We start from the raw sequence: 15,835 nt of genomic DNA, 5'->3' as shown, positions 1-15,835 counted from the left end.
GATCCTTGCTATCGCAGATAAGTGAAGGAAGAAAGACGATCGCGCGCCCAGTCGCGGCACCGTTGTTACCTGTCAAAGGGAGCGGAATGTGCCGCTCCGCCTTTTCCCGGCGACAACCCGCCATTGGCAACGGCGCGAAGGGGCGTATATTCACATCATGAACCAGCCTCGCTCCTATGTCGGTCAGTTCCTTCTCGCCCTGCCGGGTATGGAGGATAGGCGCTTCGATCATTCCGTCGTGGCGGTGTGCGTCCATGATGAAAATGGTGCATTGGGCATCGCGGTCAGCGATGAGATTGACGGGGTGGGCCTGCACGACCTGCTCGAAAGTTTCGACATTGACCCGACCAATGTGCCGGATACGCCCGTAGTGCGAGGGGGACCGGTGGAGCCGCGGCGGGGATTCGTCCTCCACTCGCTCGACTGGCAGGAACAGGACATGGTTGAGGTGGGGCCTGATTGGGGGCTTTCAGGATCGCTGGAGATATTGAAGGCCATTGCCGAAGGGCGCGGGCCGCGCCGCTACATCGTGGCGCTGGGCTATGCGGGCTGGGGAGCGGGTCAACTTGACGAGGAAATGACCGGCGAAAGCTGGTTTCCGGTGGAATGCACCGCCGACATATTGTTTGACGTGCCGCCGGAACGCAAATGGGCCGCAGCCTATGCCGCCGCCGGGGTCGATGCGTCCCATCTGGTGAGCGGCGCTGGTTCTGCCTGATGGGTGTCGCACAGTCGCGTTGATCGGCACATAAAGAAAACTTTATATCGAAGTTGCCATCATCGGCGGCGGTTGGTAAAGCGCCGACCATCGCCGCCGTCTCGTCTGGTTCGAGCGGATCCGGCACATATTAGATCGATGGAGACAGGCTCGTGGCCACCGCACCCGCCACTCAGGCGCAGGACTATGTGATCGCAGACATCAACCTTGCAGCTTTCGGCCGCAAGGAAATCGAGATCGCCGAAACCGAAATGCCCGGCCTCATGGCGCTTCGCCAGGAATTTGGCGCATCCAAGCCGTTGAAGGGCGCGCGCATCACCGGATCGCTGCACATGACGATCCAGACCGCCGTGCTGATCGAGACGCTGGCTGAACTGGGCGCGGAAATCCGCTGGGCTTCGTGCAACATCTTTTCGACGCAGGACCACGCCGCCGCCGCCATCGCCGCGTCCGGCATTCCCGTTTTCGCCATCAAGGGTGAGACGCTGGAAGAATATTGGGACTATGTCATCCGCATCTTCGATTGGGGCGACACGCCCTGCAACATGATCCTGGATGATGGCGGCGACGCCACCATGTTCGCCCTGTGGGGCGCGCGCGTCGAGGCGGGCGAGGAGTTGTTCACGCCCGGTAACGAGGAAGAAGAAATCTTCGTCGCCACGCTCAAGCGTTTCCTGGCCGACCGTCCGGGCTACCTGACCAAGACCGTCGCCGCGATCAAGGGCGTGTCGGAAGAAACGACCACCGGCGTCCACCGCCTGTATGAACTGGCCAAGAAGGGCAAGCTGCCCTTCCCGGCGATCAACGTCAATGACAGCGTCACCAAGTCGAAGTTCGACAATCTCTACGGCTGCAAGGAATCGCTGGTCGACGCGATCCGTCGCGCGACCGACGTGATGCTGGCCGGCAAGGTTGCCTGCGTTGCTGGTTTCGGCGATGTGGGCAAGGGTTCGGCAGCCTCGCTCCGCAATGGCGGCGCGCGCGTGCTGGTGACGGAAGTCGACCCGATCTGCGCGCTTCAGGCCGCGATGGAAGGCTATGAAGTCGTGACGATGGAAGAAGCGGCGACCCGCGCCGACATCTTCGTCACCGCGACCGGCAACGAAGCCGTCATCACCGTCGATCACATGCGGGCGATGAAGAATATGGCGATCGTCTGCAACATCGGCCATTTCGACAGCGAGATCGAGATTGCCGGCCTCAACAACATGCAGTGGACCGAGATCAAGCCGCAGGTGGACGAAGTGCAGTTCCCCGATGGCAAGAAGATCATCGTCCTGGCGAAGGGCCGCCTGGTGAATTTGGGTTGCGCGACCGGCCACCCCAGCTTCGTCATGTCGTCGAGCTTCACCAATCAGGTGCTGGCGCAGATCGAACTGTGGACCAAGTCGGATACCTACAAGAACGACGTCTACGTTCTGCCCAAGCATCTGGACGAAAAGGTGGCCGCGCTTCACCTGGACAAGCTGGGCGTGAAGCTGTCGAAGCTGACGCCCAAGCAGGCGGCCTATATCGGCGTGGCACCGGAAGGGCCGTTCAAGCCGGACCATTACCGCTACTAACTGGACTTGAAGGGGAGGCGAAAGCTTCCCCTTTTTCATGATGCGGCGCGTTTTCGGGATGCGAGCACCTGCCCGCGCTAAAAATCTTTCTATCTGAATGCTTCACGCTGGTTTCGACTTGGTCTAGTCCCCTGTTGATCATGACAAGGGGCATGCAGACCGGCGGGGGGATGAAACAGGCGCTATGACGTCTTTGACCCCTTTTGCCGCCATCATTCTGGGCATCGTGCTGGCCGGTTGGCTCGCCGCCGCTATCTGGGCGCTGTCCAGCGGTCAGCGGATGCGCCGCGAAGGGATGCAGGCACAGGGCAAGCTCGACCGGCTGACCAGCCTGCTCGCCTCTGCCCCCGCCGCGCCGGTCATCATCCATGCCGATGGGCGGCTTGAGGCAGCCGACAGGCTCGCCAAATGGCTGGGCAAGGACCGGGTGCCGTCATTTGTTTCTGAACTTACCGCGCCCGATGGCGGGCTGACGCAGGCAGACGCCGCTGCACTGGCGCAGGAGATTGCGGCCACGCAGCGCGCAGGGCGCAGTTTTGCATTGCCGGTGCGGGGGGAGGGTTCGTCCCGGTTGCTGTTGGTGCGCGGCGCGCCCGCCGGGCCGGTGCTGGCCGAAAGCGGCGGGGTCGTCCTGTGGATCTTTGACGCCACCGACAGCCAGTCGGAAATCCAGACGCTCAAGGCGCGGGTCGAACAATTGCGCGACGCGCTGGAGGCGCTGGCCGGGCTGGTGGAAGCCGCACCTTTCCCGATGTGGCACCGCACCCCGGACATGCGCCTGAGCCTCGTCAACGCAGCCTATGTTCGCGCCGTGGACGGCGACGGCGCGGGCGAGGTGATCGCCAACGGGACCGAGCTTGTCGAAACGGTGGCGACTTTGACGCCCCAGGCCGCAGCGGAACAGGCGTTGAGTGAAAGCCGCCCGGTCGAGCGCATCGTTCCGGCGACCATCGACGGCGAACGTCGCACCATGCGCGTGGTCGATGTGCCGCTGGGCGAAGCTGGCGTTGCGGGCTTTGCCGTGGACCAGCATGAACTGGAGCAGGCGAAGGTCGAATATCGTCGCCTGGAGGCGGCGCAACGCGATCTGCTCGACCGCCTGTCGGCTGGCGTGGCGCGATTTGGCTCCGACCGCACGCTGCGTTTCTGGAACCAGCCTTTCATGAGCCTGTTCGGCCTGGACCAGGATCATCTGGCCGACCAGCCGGTGTTCGAACGGGTGTTGGACCGCATGCGTGAGACCCGCCGCCTGCCGGAACATCGCGATTTCCCCGCATGGCGCGCTGAACGCCGCGACTGGTTCCTTTCGCCCGATCCGTTGGAGGAAAACTGGCTGCTGGCGGACGGCACCCATTTGCGGGTCTATGCCCAACCCTTGCCCGATGGCGGGCTGCTCCTGATTTTTGAGGATCGCACTGAGCAGGTTCAGCTGTCGAGCGCGCGCGATACGCTCCTGCGGGTACGAACGGCGACGTTCGACAATCTGTTTGAAGCGATCGGCGTCTTTTCGTCCGACGGACGCCTGCAGTTGTGGAACAGCCGATTCCGTTCGATCTGGGATATTTCCGATGAACTTCTGGCGAAACATCCGCGCATCGATGAGCTGATGCGCGCGGTGCAGTCCCGCCTTGCGAAGCCGCAGCAGGCCAATCTTGTCCGGGAGCTGGTGCGCGCGGCGACCGTGGAAAGGAAGCAGCGAGTCGGCCATGTGGGTTTTGCCGACGGACGCACTTTCGAATTCGCGGCCATTCCCCTGCCGGACGGCAACGCACTTTTCACCATGTTGGATGTCACCGACAGCCGCCGCGTCGAACAGGTGCTGCGCGATCGCAACGATGCGTTGGAGCAGGCGGACAAGGTCAAGACCGCGTTCGTCACCAACATGAGCTACGAACTGCGCACGCCGCTGACCACCATTGCCGGTTTCGCCGAGATGATGAGCGCTGGCTATGCGGGTGAACTGGGTGATTCCGCGCGGGACTATGTCGACGGCATCCTGCAGAGCACGAACCGGCTGGCGATGCTGATCGACAATGTTCTGGACCTGACGCAGGGCGAGGCCGGGATGCTGTCAATCGAACTCAGCCCCGTTGATCTGGCGGAACTGGCGCGGGAAAGCATGACACGGGTGAAGGGCGACGCCGCGTCCAAGGGGATCGACCTTGCCCTGTCGCTTCAGGGCTCGCTGGGAACCGTGCGGGGGGATCGGCGCAGAATTGGGCAGGCGCTGGATCATCTGTTGGAAAATGCCGTCTGCTACAGCGGAAAGGGCGCGCGCGTGCTGCTTCACGGCGATGGCAGTCCCGAAAATGCAAGGCTGGTGGTGTCCGACAACGGCCCCGGTATCAGCGCAAAGCGGCAGGCGACCATATTCGATGCCGCCGCCCGCGCCGCGCAGGCGCGTAGCGGGGAAAAGGCGGGCATCGGCCTGCCGCTCGCCAAGCAGTTCGCGCAGGCGCATGGTGGCAGCTTGCAGCTTGTATCTGAACCGGGGCAGGGCACCATGGCCATCATCGAACTGCCCCGTGGCTGAAGCGATGCTCTTGCTGAAGGATGAGCCCGCCATGCTGGCGCTGGGCCGCGCCTTGGCCGGACTGGCCCGGATTGGCGATGTGATCGCTTTGGAAGGCGGGCTGGGCGCTGGCAAGACGACGCTGGCGCGCGGGATATTGGAAGGATTGGGGCTGGAGGAAGAAGCGCCCAGCCCCAGCTTCGCCATCGTCCAGCCCTATGATGTGCCGGATGTCCGCCTGCCGGTCGCGCATGTGGACCTCTATCGGCTGGATAGCCCGGACGAAGCGGAGGAATTGGCGCTGGACGAATATCTGATGGACAGCCTGTTGATCGTCGAATGGCCGGACCGGCTGGGCGATGGGGCGTGGCCCGACGCGCTGCGGCTCCACATCGACATCGAACCCGATGGCGCTAGGCGCTTGACAGCATGCGTGCCGGACGCTTGGACGGATCGATGGTCGCAGATATGATCCCTCCCGCCGATGCCCCCGCTTTCCTCGCGCGCGCGGGGTGGGAACATGCCGCAATCCTGCCGCTTGCCGGGGATGCTTCATTCCGGCGCTATTTCCGTATCGTGGATGGCGCGCGGCGGGCCGTGCTGATGGATGCTCCGCCGCCGCATGAAGACCCGCGCCCCTTCATCCTGGTGGCGGAACATCTGCAAGGCCAGGGCTTTGCCACGCCGCATATCCTGGCGCGCGACCTTGAGCTGGGGTTGGTCCTGATCGAGGATTTCGGCGACCTGCGGGTCAAGGAGCATCTGGACGAGGCTCCCGCCGAAGAGGTTGGCGTCTATATGCGCGCCGTCGACCTGCTCGCCGATTTGCACCGCCTGCCTGCCGCCAGCAGCCTGTCGCCCTATGATCGCGCGGTCTACCAGCGTGAGGCGGGCTTGCTGACCGAATATTATTGCCCCGCTGTCGGCCTGTCCGTCGATGGGGGAGCCTATGCCCGCGCATGGGACGCGGTGCTGCCCATTGTGGAACAATCGGCCAGCCCAGCCGTGACTGTGCTGCGCGATTATCATGCCGAAAATATCATGCTGATCGATCGGCCCGAGGCGCGTGGCCTGGGGTTGCTCGACTTTCAGGATGCGCTGGCGGGGCATCCGGCTTACGATCTGGTTTCACTGTTGCAGGACGCGCGGCGCGACGTCTCCCCCGCTCTGGAAACGGCCATGCTGGACCATTATCGCGCTGTCGCCAGCCCGCCTGCCGATTTTGACGCGGCCTATGCCGTCTTGGGCGCACAGCGCAATGCGAAGATCATCGGTATCTTCACGCGCCTGTGGAAACGGGATGGCAAGCCGCGTTACCTGTCGTTTCTGCCCCGCATGTGGGGATTGCTGGAACGCGATCTGGCCCACCCAGCGCTCGCGCCGGTGGCGGAATGGTTTGCGGCGAACATTCCTGCCGATATGCGGCACGATGCGCTGAAGGACCATGTGCCCGCATGATCGACACGGCGATGCTGATGGCGGCCGGGCTGGGCAAGAGGATGCGTCCGCTGACCGCGACCCGTCCCAAGCCGCTGGTGAAGGTCGCGGGCAAGGCGCTGATGGATCATGCCCTGGACCGCCTGGTGGCTGGCGGCATCAGGAAAGTGGTGGTCAATGTCCACTATCTTGCCGACACGGTGGAAGCGCATCTGCGGGCCGATCGGCGCGGCATCGAATTTCTGGTGTCTGATGAACGGGCCAAGCTGCTGGAAACCGGCGGCGGGTTGGTGCACGCGCGGGAATTGCTGGGCGACCGGCCCTTTTTTTGCGCGAACAGCGACAATCTGTGGATCGATGGAGCGCAAGAAACGCTGGGCATGATGCAGCGCATCTGGGACCCGGATCGGATGGATGCGCTGCTGCTGCTCGTGCCGCTGGCCCGCGCCCATTGTCATAGCGGGCCGGGGGATTTTCACATGGGACCGTGCGGCCAGATCAGCCGTCGCAAGGCCGCCCATGTCGCGCCTTTCGTATTTACCGGGGTCCAGATACTGTCGCCTAGGCTGTTGGTCGATCCGCCCAGCGAGGCATTTTCCACCAACGTCTTCTGGAACCGCGCGATCGAGGCGGGGCGGCTTTATGGCGTGTCGCATCCGGGGCTTTGGTTCGATGTCGGCACCCCGCGTGCCATTCCCGTAGTGGAGGCCATGCTCGCTCATGGGTGAGCGCAGCCGACCAGCTTTGTATAGTATTCCCGCCCATCGCGCATTTTCCGATGCGTTGGTGACTGGCATCCTGGCCCAGCATGGCGGGGACGTCATCGGACTTGCGCAGGGCATGATCCTGTTGCCCAGCAATCGCGCGGTTCGTGCGATCAGCGACGCCTTCGTGCGCAAGTCGGGCGGCGGCCTGCTGCTGCCCCGCCTCGTGGCGATTGGCGACCCGGACCTGGGTGAGCAGGCTGGCGGCGCGCTCGATCCGCTGGGTGAAGGTGACGCGATCCCGCCCGCGATTGCGCCAATACGACGGCAGATGATCCTTGCGCGGATGGTCCAGCAGACGTCCAGCCACCCGGTCGATGCCGGGCAGGCGCTGAAGCTGGGTCAGGCGCTGGGCGTGGTGCTGGACCAAATGCAGGTGGAGCGGGTGCCGGTGACGGCGCTGGCTGACCTGTCCCTGCCGGACGAGCTTTCCGCCCATTGGCAAAGGTCGCTCGACCTGTTTTCCATCCTGATCCAGCGATGGCCCGATGAACTGGCGCGGTTAGGCGTGATCGACGTCGCCGATCGCCGCAATCGGTTGTTCGACCGGATTGCGGAGCGGTGGGGCAGGGATGCGCCGTCCGGTTTCGTCGTCGCCGCAGGGATTTCGTCCACGGCCCCCGCTGTCGCCAACCTGTTGCGGCGCATTGCGACCATGCGGCAAGGCAGCGTCGTCTTTGCCGGTCTCGATCAGGAGATGGATGAAGAAGCCTGGCAGGCGATTGGCCCGTTCGATCCCGATCCGGTGACGGGGCGTGTGCCTGTGGGCCATGAAAGCCATCCCCAATATGCGCTGAAGCAGCTGTTGGACCGCATGAGCGCCACGCGCGACGATGTGGCGTCATGGCGCTGGGGCAGCGAGCATGACGCGCGCGCGGTTCGTGGGCGGAATATCTCAAACGCCATGTTGCCGCCGCGTTTGACCAGCCGGTGGCGGGACCTGAAATCTGCTGACCGGTCGCTGGCCGGGGTGGAGGCATTGGAAGTCGCCACGCCCGGCGAAGAGGCGCAGGCCATTGCCCTTGCCCTGCGTGAAGCGCTGGAGGAACCGGGGCGCACCGCAGCGCTGGTCACGCCCGACCGGCAACTCGCAACCCGCGTGTCCGCGTATCTGGCGCGATGGGGGATTGAAGCGGACGATTCGGCCGGTCTGCCACTATCCCGCCTGCCGCCAGGAACGCTGCTGATCGCCATGGCGGAAGCGGTGGCTGAACGATTCGCCCCGGTAGCGCTGCTGACCTTGCTCAAGCATCCGCTGGTGATGCGGGGCGAAGGACGTGTTGCCTGGCTGGAGGGGGTGCGGTCGTTGGACCTGCTGCTGCGGGGACCAAGGCCTCCTGCAGGATTGCAGGGGATCGACATGCTGTTGGCAGCGCGGGATGAGGATCGTCAGGCTGCGTTGCGATTGGCGACCCGGCAATGGTGGCCCCAGGCCCGTGCGTTGCTGGAGCCATTGGAGCAGGTCTTCGCAGGTGCGCCGTCGTTGGCGCAGCAGTTTGCGGTCATTCGCGAACAGGCGGGTGCGCTCACTGGCGATGCCCTATGGGCGGGGCATCAGGGTCATGCCGCCGCCGACCTGTTTGCCGAAATCGAAGCATCGGCGGATGAGGGGCCGCGTGAGGCGGATGTCCGGGCGCTTCCCGCATTATTCGACCATATGCTGGGCGGTGTGGCCGTCCGGCCTCCGCAGGGCGGCCACCCGCGCATCGCGATATTGGGCCTGATCGAGGCGCAACTGGTGCAAGCTGACATCATGATATTGAGCGGGCTGAATGAAGGCACATGGCCGGGCCTGCCCGCCGCCGACCCGTGGCTGGCTCCGCGAATTCGGCGGGAACTGGGATTGCCGGGCCTGGAAACGCGCATCGGCCTTTCGGCGCATGATTTTGCGAGCGCGCTGGGTGCTCCACAAGTGCTGATCACCCGCGCGCGCCGTGGGGCTGGAGGACCGGCGGTGGCTTCCCGCTTCTGGTTGCGGTTGAAGGCCATGGCGGGTGGGCATTGGAGGACGGCGGAACGCTATGCCATCCTGGCGCAGGCGCTGGATCGTCCACCTGCGCACCGCCCGGCAAGCCGCCCCGCGCCGGTCCCGCCCGCATCGGTGCGGCCCAAGCTGATCCCCGTCACCGATGTCGATAGGTTGAAGGCTGATCCCTATGCCTTTTACGCCAAGCGCATCCTGCGGCTTGCCCGGCTCGATCCGGTCGACGCGGATGCTGGCCCGGCCTGGCGCGGAACGGCGGTTCATGAGATTTTGCAGCATTGGGCGGAGTCCCCTGCGCGTGATCCTGCTGGTCTGGAAGAACGGGCGCGCGCCATGTTCGACCGACCGGATGTTCATCCGCTGCTGAAGGCGCTCTGGCAGCCAAGGCTGATCGAAGCCGTTCGCTGGATCGCGGCAGAGGTGATGGCCGACAGTGCGGCGGGGCGATCCATATTGGCGGTGGAGGCGGACGGTCGGGCTGATATTGCAGGCGTCACCCTTACGGGCAAGGCTGACCGCATCGACCGCATGCCCGACGGATCGCTGGGGATCGTGGATTATAAGACGGGGAAGCCGCCCAGCGCGAAGCAGGTCCGGGCGGGCTATTCCCTGCAACTTGGCCTGTTGGGCCTGATCGCGGAACAAGGCGGATTTTCCGACGTCGCCCCTCCGCTGACGGCGGGCTGCTTTGAATATTGGTCGCTGGCCAAGAAAAATGATGCGTTCGGCTATCGCGACAGCCCTGTCGATCCATTGGGCAAGCGCGACAAGATCATGACCGCCGACTTTACCGATTGGGTCCATGCTCAATTCGAACAGGTCGCAGCCACATTCCTGACCGGCGACGCCCCCTTCGATGCTCAGGTAAACCCGGAAGTCGCGAGCTATGGCGATTATGACCAGCTGATGCGGCTGGAGGAATGGTATGGCCGCGACGATGGCTAGAAAAGCCAACCCCTTGCAAAAGCTGCTGGGCGACCAGGCGCGCGCGTCGCAGCCGGACGCGCATGTCTGGCTGTCCGCATCGGCGGGGACCGGCAAGACCCATGTCCTGACCGCCCGCGTTTTCCGGCTGCTGCTGCAAGGGGTCCGGCCTGAAAATATCCTTTGCCTCACCTTTACGAAGGCGGGGGCTGCGGAAATGTCCAACCGTATCCATGACCGGCTGGCGGCATGGGTGCAGATGGACGAAAAGGATCTGTTTGAGGATCTGGAGGCGCTGGGCGAGGAGTCCGGGCCGGACGCACGCGACCGGGCGCGGCGATTGTTTGCCGAAGTGCTGGAATCGACCGGCGGCGGCCTTCGCATTCAGACCATCCATGGTTTTTGCCAGCAACTGCTGACCACTTTCCCGCTGGAGGCGGAGCTGCCGCCCGGCTTTCGCCCACTCGACCAGCGTGAACAGGCGGTGCTTGCCCGGCAGACGCTGGCCGACATGGTGGTGCGGGCGCAGGAGAGAGGCGACGACGCGCTGATCGACGCGCTTCAGGCGCTCAGCCTGCGGTTGGGGGAGGGCGGAGCGGAGCAGTTTCTGCTGCGCTGTGCGTCCCGGCTTCCGGCGCTGGAACAGCTTCCCGACGACATCGGGCCTTGGTTGCGCCGTGAGTTTGGCCTGCCCGACGGCGACATTGCCGACCATATCGCGGAACAATGTGGCGACATGATTTTCGATATGCGCTCGCTGGCGTGGGTCGCTCAGGCTAATGCGGATTGGGGAACGGGCCGCGCGCTGGAACGCTGCGACAGGATCGCGCGATGGCGCGCGCTCGACCCTGCTGGTCGGGCCGCGATGCTGGGCGACTTGCATCTGTCGTGGTGCAAGTCGGACGGCTCCGTCATCTCTGCAAAAGGGTGGGTTCCGCCGGTGGAGGGCTATGCTGACGCATCGGCGCGCCTGCATGGGCGATGCGCTGAGCTGTTGGGGCTGCAGGCGATGGCATCCTATGCCCACCTGCTGGGGCAGGCACTTCAAGCCGGGCGGGCCTATGCACGCGCTTATGAAGAAGCCAAGCAACTGGCCGGATCGGTCGATTTCAACGACCTGATCGCGCGCACGGCGTCGCTGCTCGCCCAACCGGGCATCGCTGACTGGGTTCGCTACAAGTTGGACCAACGCATCGACCATATCATGGTGGACGAGGCGCAGGACACCAATGTCAGCCAATGGCAGATCGTCGATGCTCTGGCGGCGGAATTTTTCGCGGGCGAGGGAGCAAAGGGCGACCGCGTACGCACCATTTTCACCGTGGGGGACTTCAAGCAGGCGATCTTCGGTTTCCAGGGCACCAGTCCGAAAGCCTTCGCCTATGCCCAGATGATGTTCCAGCGCTATGCCGACGACGCCCAGCATCCGTTCCACGACCTGTCGCTGGAGCGCAGCTTTCGGTCGACCCCTGCCGTGCTGGATGTCGTCGATCAGACCATTGCGACGCTTAGTGCCGAGCGGTTGGGCCTGCCCTCAGGCGCGGTGCGTCATGTCAGCGCCAATCGCTTTCCCGGCGAAGTCCTGGTGTGGAAGCCGGTAGTCGCGGGGCTTTCGGATGAAGCGGAGGGCGAGGAAGATTGGGCCGCCGATCAGGAACGTGTGCTGGCCCAGAACATCGCCCGGCAGATCCGTCAGTGGATTGACGATGGCATGATGCTGGAGAGCAGGGGGCGGCCCGTGACCGCTGGCGACATCATGATCCTGGTCCGCCGTCGCAGCGAACTGGCGCGGCTGATCGTGGCGCGCCTGTATGAAGAAGGGGTAGCGGTCGCGGGTATCGACCGGCTGCGGCTGAACGCGCCGCTGGCGGTGCGCGACCTGCTCGCGGCGCTGCGTTTTGCGGTACAGCCGGAAGATGACCTGAACCTGGCGTCGCTGCTGGTTTCGCCCCTGATCGGATGGTCGCAGGATCAGCTGATGGCGCGCCTGATCGGACGGCGCACCGGGCTGTGGCGGCACCTGAATGCGACGCTTGATCAGGTCGAACTCGCACCGCTCCGCGCGCTGCTGGCACGGGCGGATTTCATTACGCCCTATCGTTATCTGGAAGCGATCCTGTCGGGACCTGCGCAGGGTCGGCGGCGTCTGGTCGAGCGGCTGGGTGCGGAGGCGCTGGACCCGATCGAGGAACTGCTGAACGCCGCCCTGACATTCGAAAGCGATGACCAGCCTTCGCTCCAGCGCTTCATCGACTGGTTCGATAGGGGAGAGGTGGAGATCGTCCGCGATGCAGCCGCGCAGGGCGATTCGCTGCGTCTGCTGACGGTTCATGGGGCCAAGGGGTTGCAGGCTCCTATCGTGATCCTGGCCGACGCCTGCCTCGATCCCGATGCAGGCGCGCGCGCAGGCTCGCTTGAATGGAACGGCATCCCCATCGTCTCGCCGCGCAAGCCGGAGCGGCAGGGGGCGATTGGCGAAGCGCTGGAACAGGCGCAAGCCGCCGAGCGGGAGGAGCATTGGCGGCTGCTCTATGTCGCATTGACGCGGGCTGAAGAACGGTTGGTTGTCACCGGATCGCTTGGCCCGCGCGCCAAGGGCGAACCGCAGCCCGAAAGCTGGTTCACCGCGGTCGAAAACGCCATGACGGCGCTTGGCACCGAATGGGATGCGGACCCGCTATGGGGTGCGCGGCGTAGTTGGCGCGGGTCGGAAATCCTGCCGCCGCGCCGCGCGGAGGCCGGTGGGGTGGTCGAGCGTGTCGCTCATGCCGAACCGCAATGGCTTCGGGAGCCTGCTCCGGCTGAGGCGCGGCCTCCTCGCCCGCTTGCCCCGTCGGCCCCGGTTGAAGACGATGTGCCATACCCGCCGCCCACGCCCGCCATGCGACAGGCGGCAGAGCGGGGCCGATGGCTCCATGCGCTGTTTGAAAAATTGCCCGATATTTGGCCGGACCAGCGCCGTTCCCGCGCTGACATCTGGCTGCAGCAGCAGGGAGTCGCCGATGGTCCTTTGCGGGATGATGTGATCGGTCAGGCGATGCGCGTGATTGATGATCCGCAGTTCGCCGGGCTGTTCGCGCCGGGGGCATTGGCCGAAGCGCCCATCGCCGCCGTGGTCGGCGACATGGTGATTGCCGGAACCGTCGACCGGCTGTGCGTCGGAGAGGATCGGGTCCAGTTGGTCGATTTCAAGACCGGACGCGTGGCCCCCATGTCGGTCGATGAAGTGCCGGACGCCCATGTGCGGCAGATGGCCGCCTACGCCGCCGCGCTGGAAGTGATCTTCCCCGGACGCCTGATCGAGGTTGGCCTGCTCTACACCAGCGCGCCGCGCCTCATCCTGCTTCCCGCTGACCTGCTAGCGCCGCACAAGCCGGGCTTTGTGCCCACGCAGGAGAATTTGCCGCATTCGACCGTTGAGACCAACGCGTCGCGGCCCTAGATACTCGTCCAACTGAAGGAGATACATAAAATGGCTACCAAGGCAGTCACCGACCTCAGCTTCAAGGCGGACGTGATCGACGCTGACAAGCCCGTGCTCGTGGATTTCTGGGCGGAATGGTGCGGTCCCTGCAAGATGATCGGCCCTGCCCTGGAAGAAATCTCGGAGGAACTGGCTGACAAGCTGATCATCGCCAAGATCAATATTGATGAGAATCCCGATGCGCCCGGTCAATATGGCGTTCGCGGTATCCCGACGATGATCCTGTTCAAGAACGGCGAAGCGGCCGCGACCAAGGTCGGTGCCGCGCCCAAGAGCGCGCTCAAAGGCTGGATCGAAAGCGTCCTCTGACGCAAACCGCCATTCTCCCTCTCCCATGGCGGGGAGGGGGAATGGCGTTACGCACGTTACAACTTACCGGAACAGCTTATCTGCCGCCAGGTCCCAAAGCCGTGGCGACGATGCGCCCAGCAGGCCCCGGCGAAGGTCCCCCACGCGATAGGCTGACCCGTCCAGCCTCTGGCAGCATCCGCCTGCTTCGTTCAGGAACAGCGTGCCCGCAGCATGATCCCACGGCAGGGTCCGCGCGAACACCGATATATCATTCTGTCCCAGCACCAGCCTGGGATATTGTTCGGCGGCGCAGCGGGGAATATCGACCAGTGCGAACTGCCCGGACGACCGCCGCTGAATATCGGCGCGTTCCTCAGGCGTCATGAAATAGACGGCCAGTGCCGCGACGGGCAGCGGGTCGCCACTTTCCCGCGCCTGCACTTTCTGACCGTCGATTTGGCTGCCCGCGCCCAGAGTAGCGTGGCATAGTCGGCCCGTCAGCGGGTCCAATATCCATCCCGCCAGCGTCGTTCCCGCGTCCGCCAGCGCGATCATGATGCCGAAAGGCGCGCGGCCAGCCGCGAAATTGCCGGTGCCATCAATCGGATCGATGATCCAGTTAAGCCCTTCGGCCGCCCGGTCCAGGATTGCGGGGTCAGCCGCGCAGGCTTCCTCGCCGATAATCCCGGCTTCGGGAAGGATGCGGCTAAGTTCCTCTGCCAGCCTGATTTCGCTTTCCTTGTCAGCGATAGTGACAAAGTCATCGACGGCCTTTTCGCTGATCTCGTCAGCGCGCAGATTCTGGTAGCGTGGCATGACCACGTCTCGCGCCACTTCGCGCATCAGCGCGACGACAGGATCGTGCAATTCGATGGGCATCAGCTGCGATAATCCGCGTTGATTGAGATATACCCATGCGTCAGGTCGCAGGTCCAAACCGTTGCGCGCCCTTCGCCCAGGCCCAGATCGACGCCGATCTGGATGTCCTGACCCTTCAGATGCGCGGCGACCGGGCCTTCGTCATAGCCTTCGACCGCAAGCCCGCCCGAAGCGACCTGCGTCGCGCCAAAACGGATCGACAGCCTGTCACGGTCAGCCGGTTCGCCCGCCTTGCCCACGGCCATGACGACGCGACCCCAATTGGCGTCTTCGCCCGCGATTGCGGTCTTCACCAAGGGGGAGTTAGCGATGGAAAGGGCGATCCGGTGGGCGCTGGCGTCACTATCCGCGCCCGCAACGCTGATCTCAATGAACTTCGACGCGCCTTCGCCGTCCCGCACGACCAGATGGGCCAGTTGGCGACACAGATCGCCAAGCGCCGCGTGAAACGCATCCGCACCCGCATCGTCCATGGATGCCAGAGGAGCATTGCCTGCCTTGCCCGTGGCGAAGGCGAGGACCGTATCGCTGGTCGATGTATCGCTATCCACTGTGATGCAGGAAAATGTCTGCCGGTTCGCGGCGGACAGCATCTGTTGCAACAGCTTCGGTTCGATCGCCGCGTCGGTGAAGATATAGCCCAGCATCGTCGCCATATCCGGCGCGATCATGCCCGACCCCTTGATGATCCCCACCAGTTCGACCCGAACGCCGCCGATCATGGCGCTGACATGCGCGCCCTTGGCATAAGTGTCGGTCGTGCCGATCGTATTAGCCGCGTCCTCCCAGTTGCAGGGGGAGGCCGCTAAGGCGGCGTCCAGTCCTGCCTCCGCCTTGTCCACTGGCAGCGGCACACCGATCACGCCAGTAGAGGAGACGAAAACGTCCGAAGGCAGGCAGCCTAGATGGTTCGCGACTTTCGCGGCGATCGCTTCCACGGCGACGCGTCCCCTGTGGCCCGTGAACGCGTTCGCATTGCCGGCATTTACCACCAGCGCGCGCGCCGAACCCAGCGGAATGGCGTCCCGACACCATTCTACTTCAGGCGAAGGACATTTGCTTTGCGTGGTGACGCCCGCAACCGCTGTTCCGTCGCACAGCTCGACATAGGTCAGGTCGCAACGGTCCCAATTTTTATAGTGCGCGCGCGCTACCCGCGTGGTGACGCCCGCAATGGGCGGAAGGGCGGGAAACGCGGCGGGAGCAAGGGGGGAGCGTTGAGTCATGTCCGTCGCTTAGCGCAATATGACAGCCGGTCAATCGTGCGAACCCACCATCCC

Annotated in this window: 11 protein-coding genes; 9 read left to right on the top strand and 2 right to left on the bottom strand. The window is 64.3% G+C overall.

The features are described from left to right. Positions 1-157: 157 nt before the first annotated feature. From FHS54_RS07765 to trxA, 9 genes are all read left to right on the top strand, one after another. The gene (locus tag FHS54_RS07765; protein WP_167303216.1) at positions 158-718 is read left to right on the top strand and encodes a YqgE/AlgH family protein; all 561 of its coding nucleotides are present in this window, start codon (positions 158-160) and stop codon (positions 716-718) included. 152 nt (positions 719-870) lie between these two features. Beyond that, complete coding sequence (gene ahcY, locus FHS54_RS07760; RefSeq protein WP_167303215.1) at positions 871-2,280, top strand: adenosylhomocysteinase; 1,410 nt, start codon at positions 871-873, stop codon at positions 2,278-2,280. A gap of 184 nt (positions 2,281-2,464) precedes the next feature. Further along, positions 2,465-4,813 carry a PAS domain-containing sensor histidine kinase gene (locus FHS54_RS07755; protein WP_167303214.1) on the top strand — a complete coding sequence of 783 codons (2,349 nt, stop codon included), beginning with the start codon at positions 2,465-2,467 and terminating at the stop codon, positions 4,811-4,813. A 4-nt stretch (positions 4,814-4,817) separates the two neighbouring features. Continuing rightward, complete coding sequence (gene tsaE / locus FHS54_RS07750) at positions 4,818-5,264, top strand: tRNA (adenosine(37)-N6)-threonylcarbamoyltransferase complex ATPase subunit type 1 TsaE (RefSeq protein ID WP_208404858.1); 447 nt, start codon at positions 4,818-4,820, stop codon at positions 5,262-5,264. Next, the gene (locus tag FHS54_RS07745) at positions 5,261-6,250 is read left to right on the top strand and encodes an aminoglycoside phosphotransferase family protein (protein WP_167303212.1); all 990 of its coding nucleotides are present in this window, start codon (positions 5,261-5,263) and stop codon (positions 6,248-6,250) included. Before tsaE ends, FHS54_RS07745 begins: the two co-directional genes overlap by 4 nt. After that, positions 6,247-6,957 (top strand): nucleotidyltransferase family protein, encoded by a 711-nt coding sequence (locus tag FHS54_RS07740; RefSeq protein WP_167303211.1) that lies wholly within the window; start codon positions 6,247-6,249, stop codon positions 6,955-6,957. Before FHS54_RS07745 ends, FHS54_RS07740 begins: the two co-directional genes overlap by 4 nt. After that, complete coding sequence (addB, locus tag FHS54_RS07735) at positions 6,950-9,922, top strand: double-strand break repair protein AddB (protein WP_167303210.1); 2,973 nt, start codon at positions 6,950-6,952, stop codon at positions 9,920-9,922. Before FHS54_RS07740 ends, addB begins: the two co-directional genes overlap by 8 nt. After that, positions 9,903-13,343: a double-strand break repair helicase AddA gene (gene addA, locus FHS54_RS07730; protein WP_167303209.1), complete on the top strand. Its 3,441-nt coding sequence runs from the start codon at positions 9,903-9,905 to the stop codon at positions 13,341-13,343. The genes addB and addA overlap by 20 nt, the downstream gene beginning before the upstream one ends. 30 nt (positions 13,344-13,373) lie before the next feature. Further along, positions 13,374-13,694 carry a thioredoxin TrxA gene (trxA, locus tag FHS54_RS07725; protein WP_167303208.1) on the top strand — a complete coding sequence of 107 codons (321 nt, stop codon included), beginning with the start codon at positions 13,374-13,376 and terminating at the stop codon, positions 13,692-13,694. Between the two features lie 63 nt (positions 13,695-13,757). Here trxA and FHS54_RS07720 read toward each other — a convergent pair whose 3' ends face one another. Together FHS54_RS07720 and argJ are read right to left on the bottom strand one after the other, a co-directional pair. After that, positions 13,758-14,555 carry an inositol monophosphatase family protein gene (locus FHS54_RS07720; protein ID WP_167303207.1) on the bottom strand — a complete coding sequence of 266 codons (798 nt, stop codon included), beginning with the start codon at positions 14,553-14,555 and terminating at the stop codon, positions 13,758-13,760. Beyond that, positions 14,555-15,781, bottom strand: a complete 1,227-nt coding sequence (gene argJ / locus FHS54_RS07715) for a bifunctional glutamate N-acetyltransferase/amino-acid acetyltransferase ArgJ (RefSeq protein WP_167303206.1) — start codon at positions 15,779-15,781, stop codon at positions 14,555-14,557. The genes FHS54_RS07720 and argJ overlap by 1 nt, the downstream gene beginning before the upstream one ends. Positions 15,782-15,835 lie beyond the last annotated feature (54 nt).

Source organism: Sphingobium vermicomposti (assembly GCF_011762025.1).
Taxonomy (GTDB): domain Bacteria; phylum Pseudomonadota; class Alphaproteobacteria; order Sphingomonadales; family Sphingomonadaceae; genus Sphingobium; species Sphingobium vermicomposti.
Note: the sequence above shows the minus strand (reverse complement) of the source record. Positions and strands in the feature narration are given on the sequence as shown.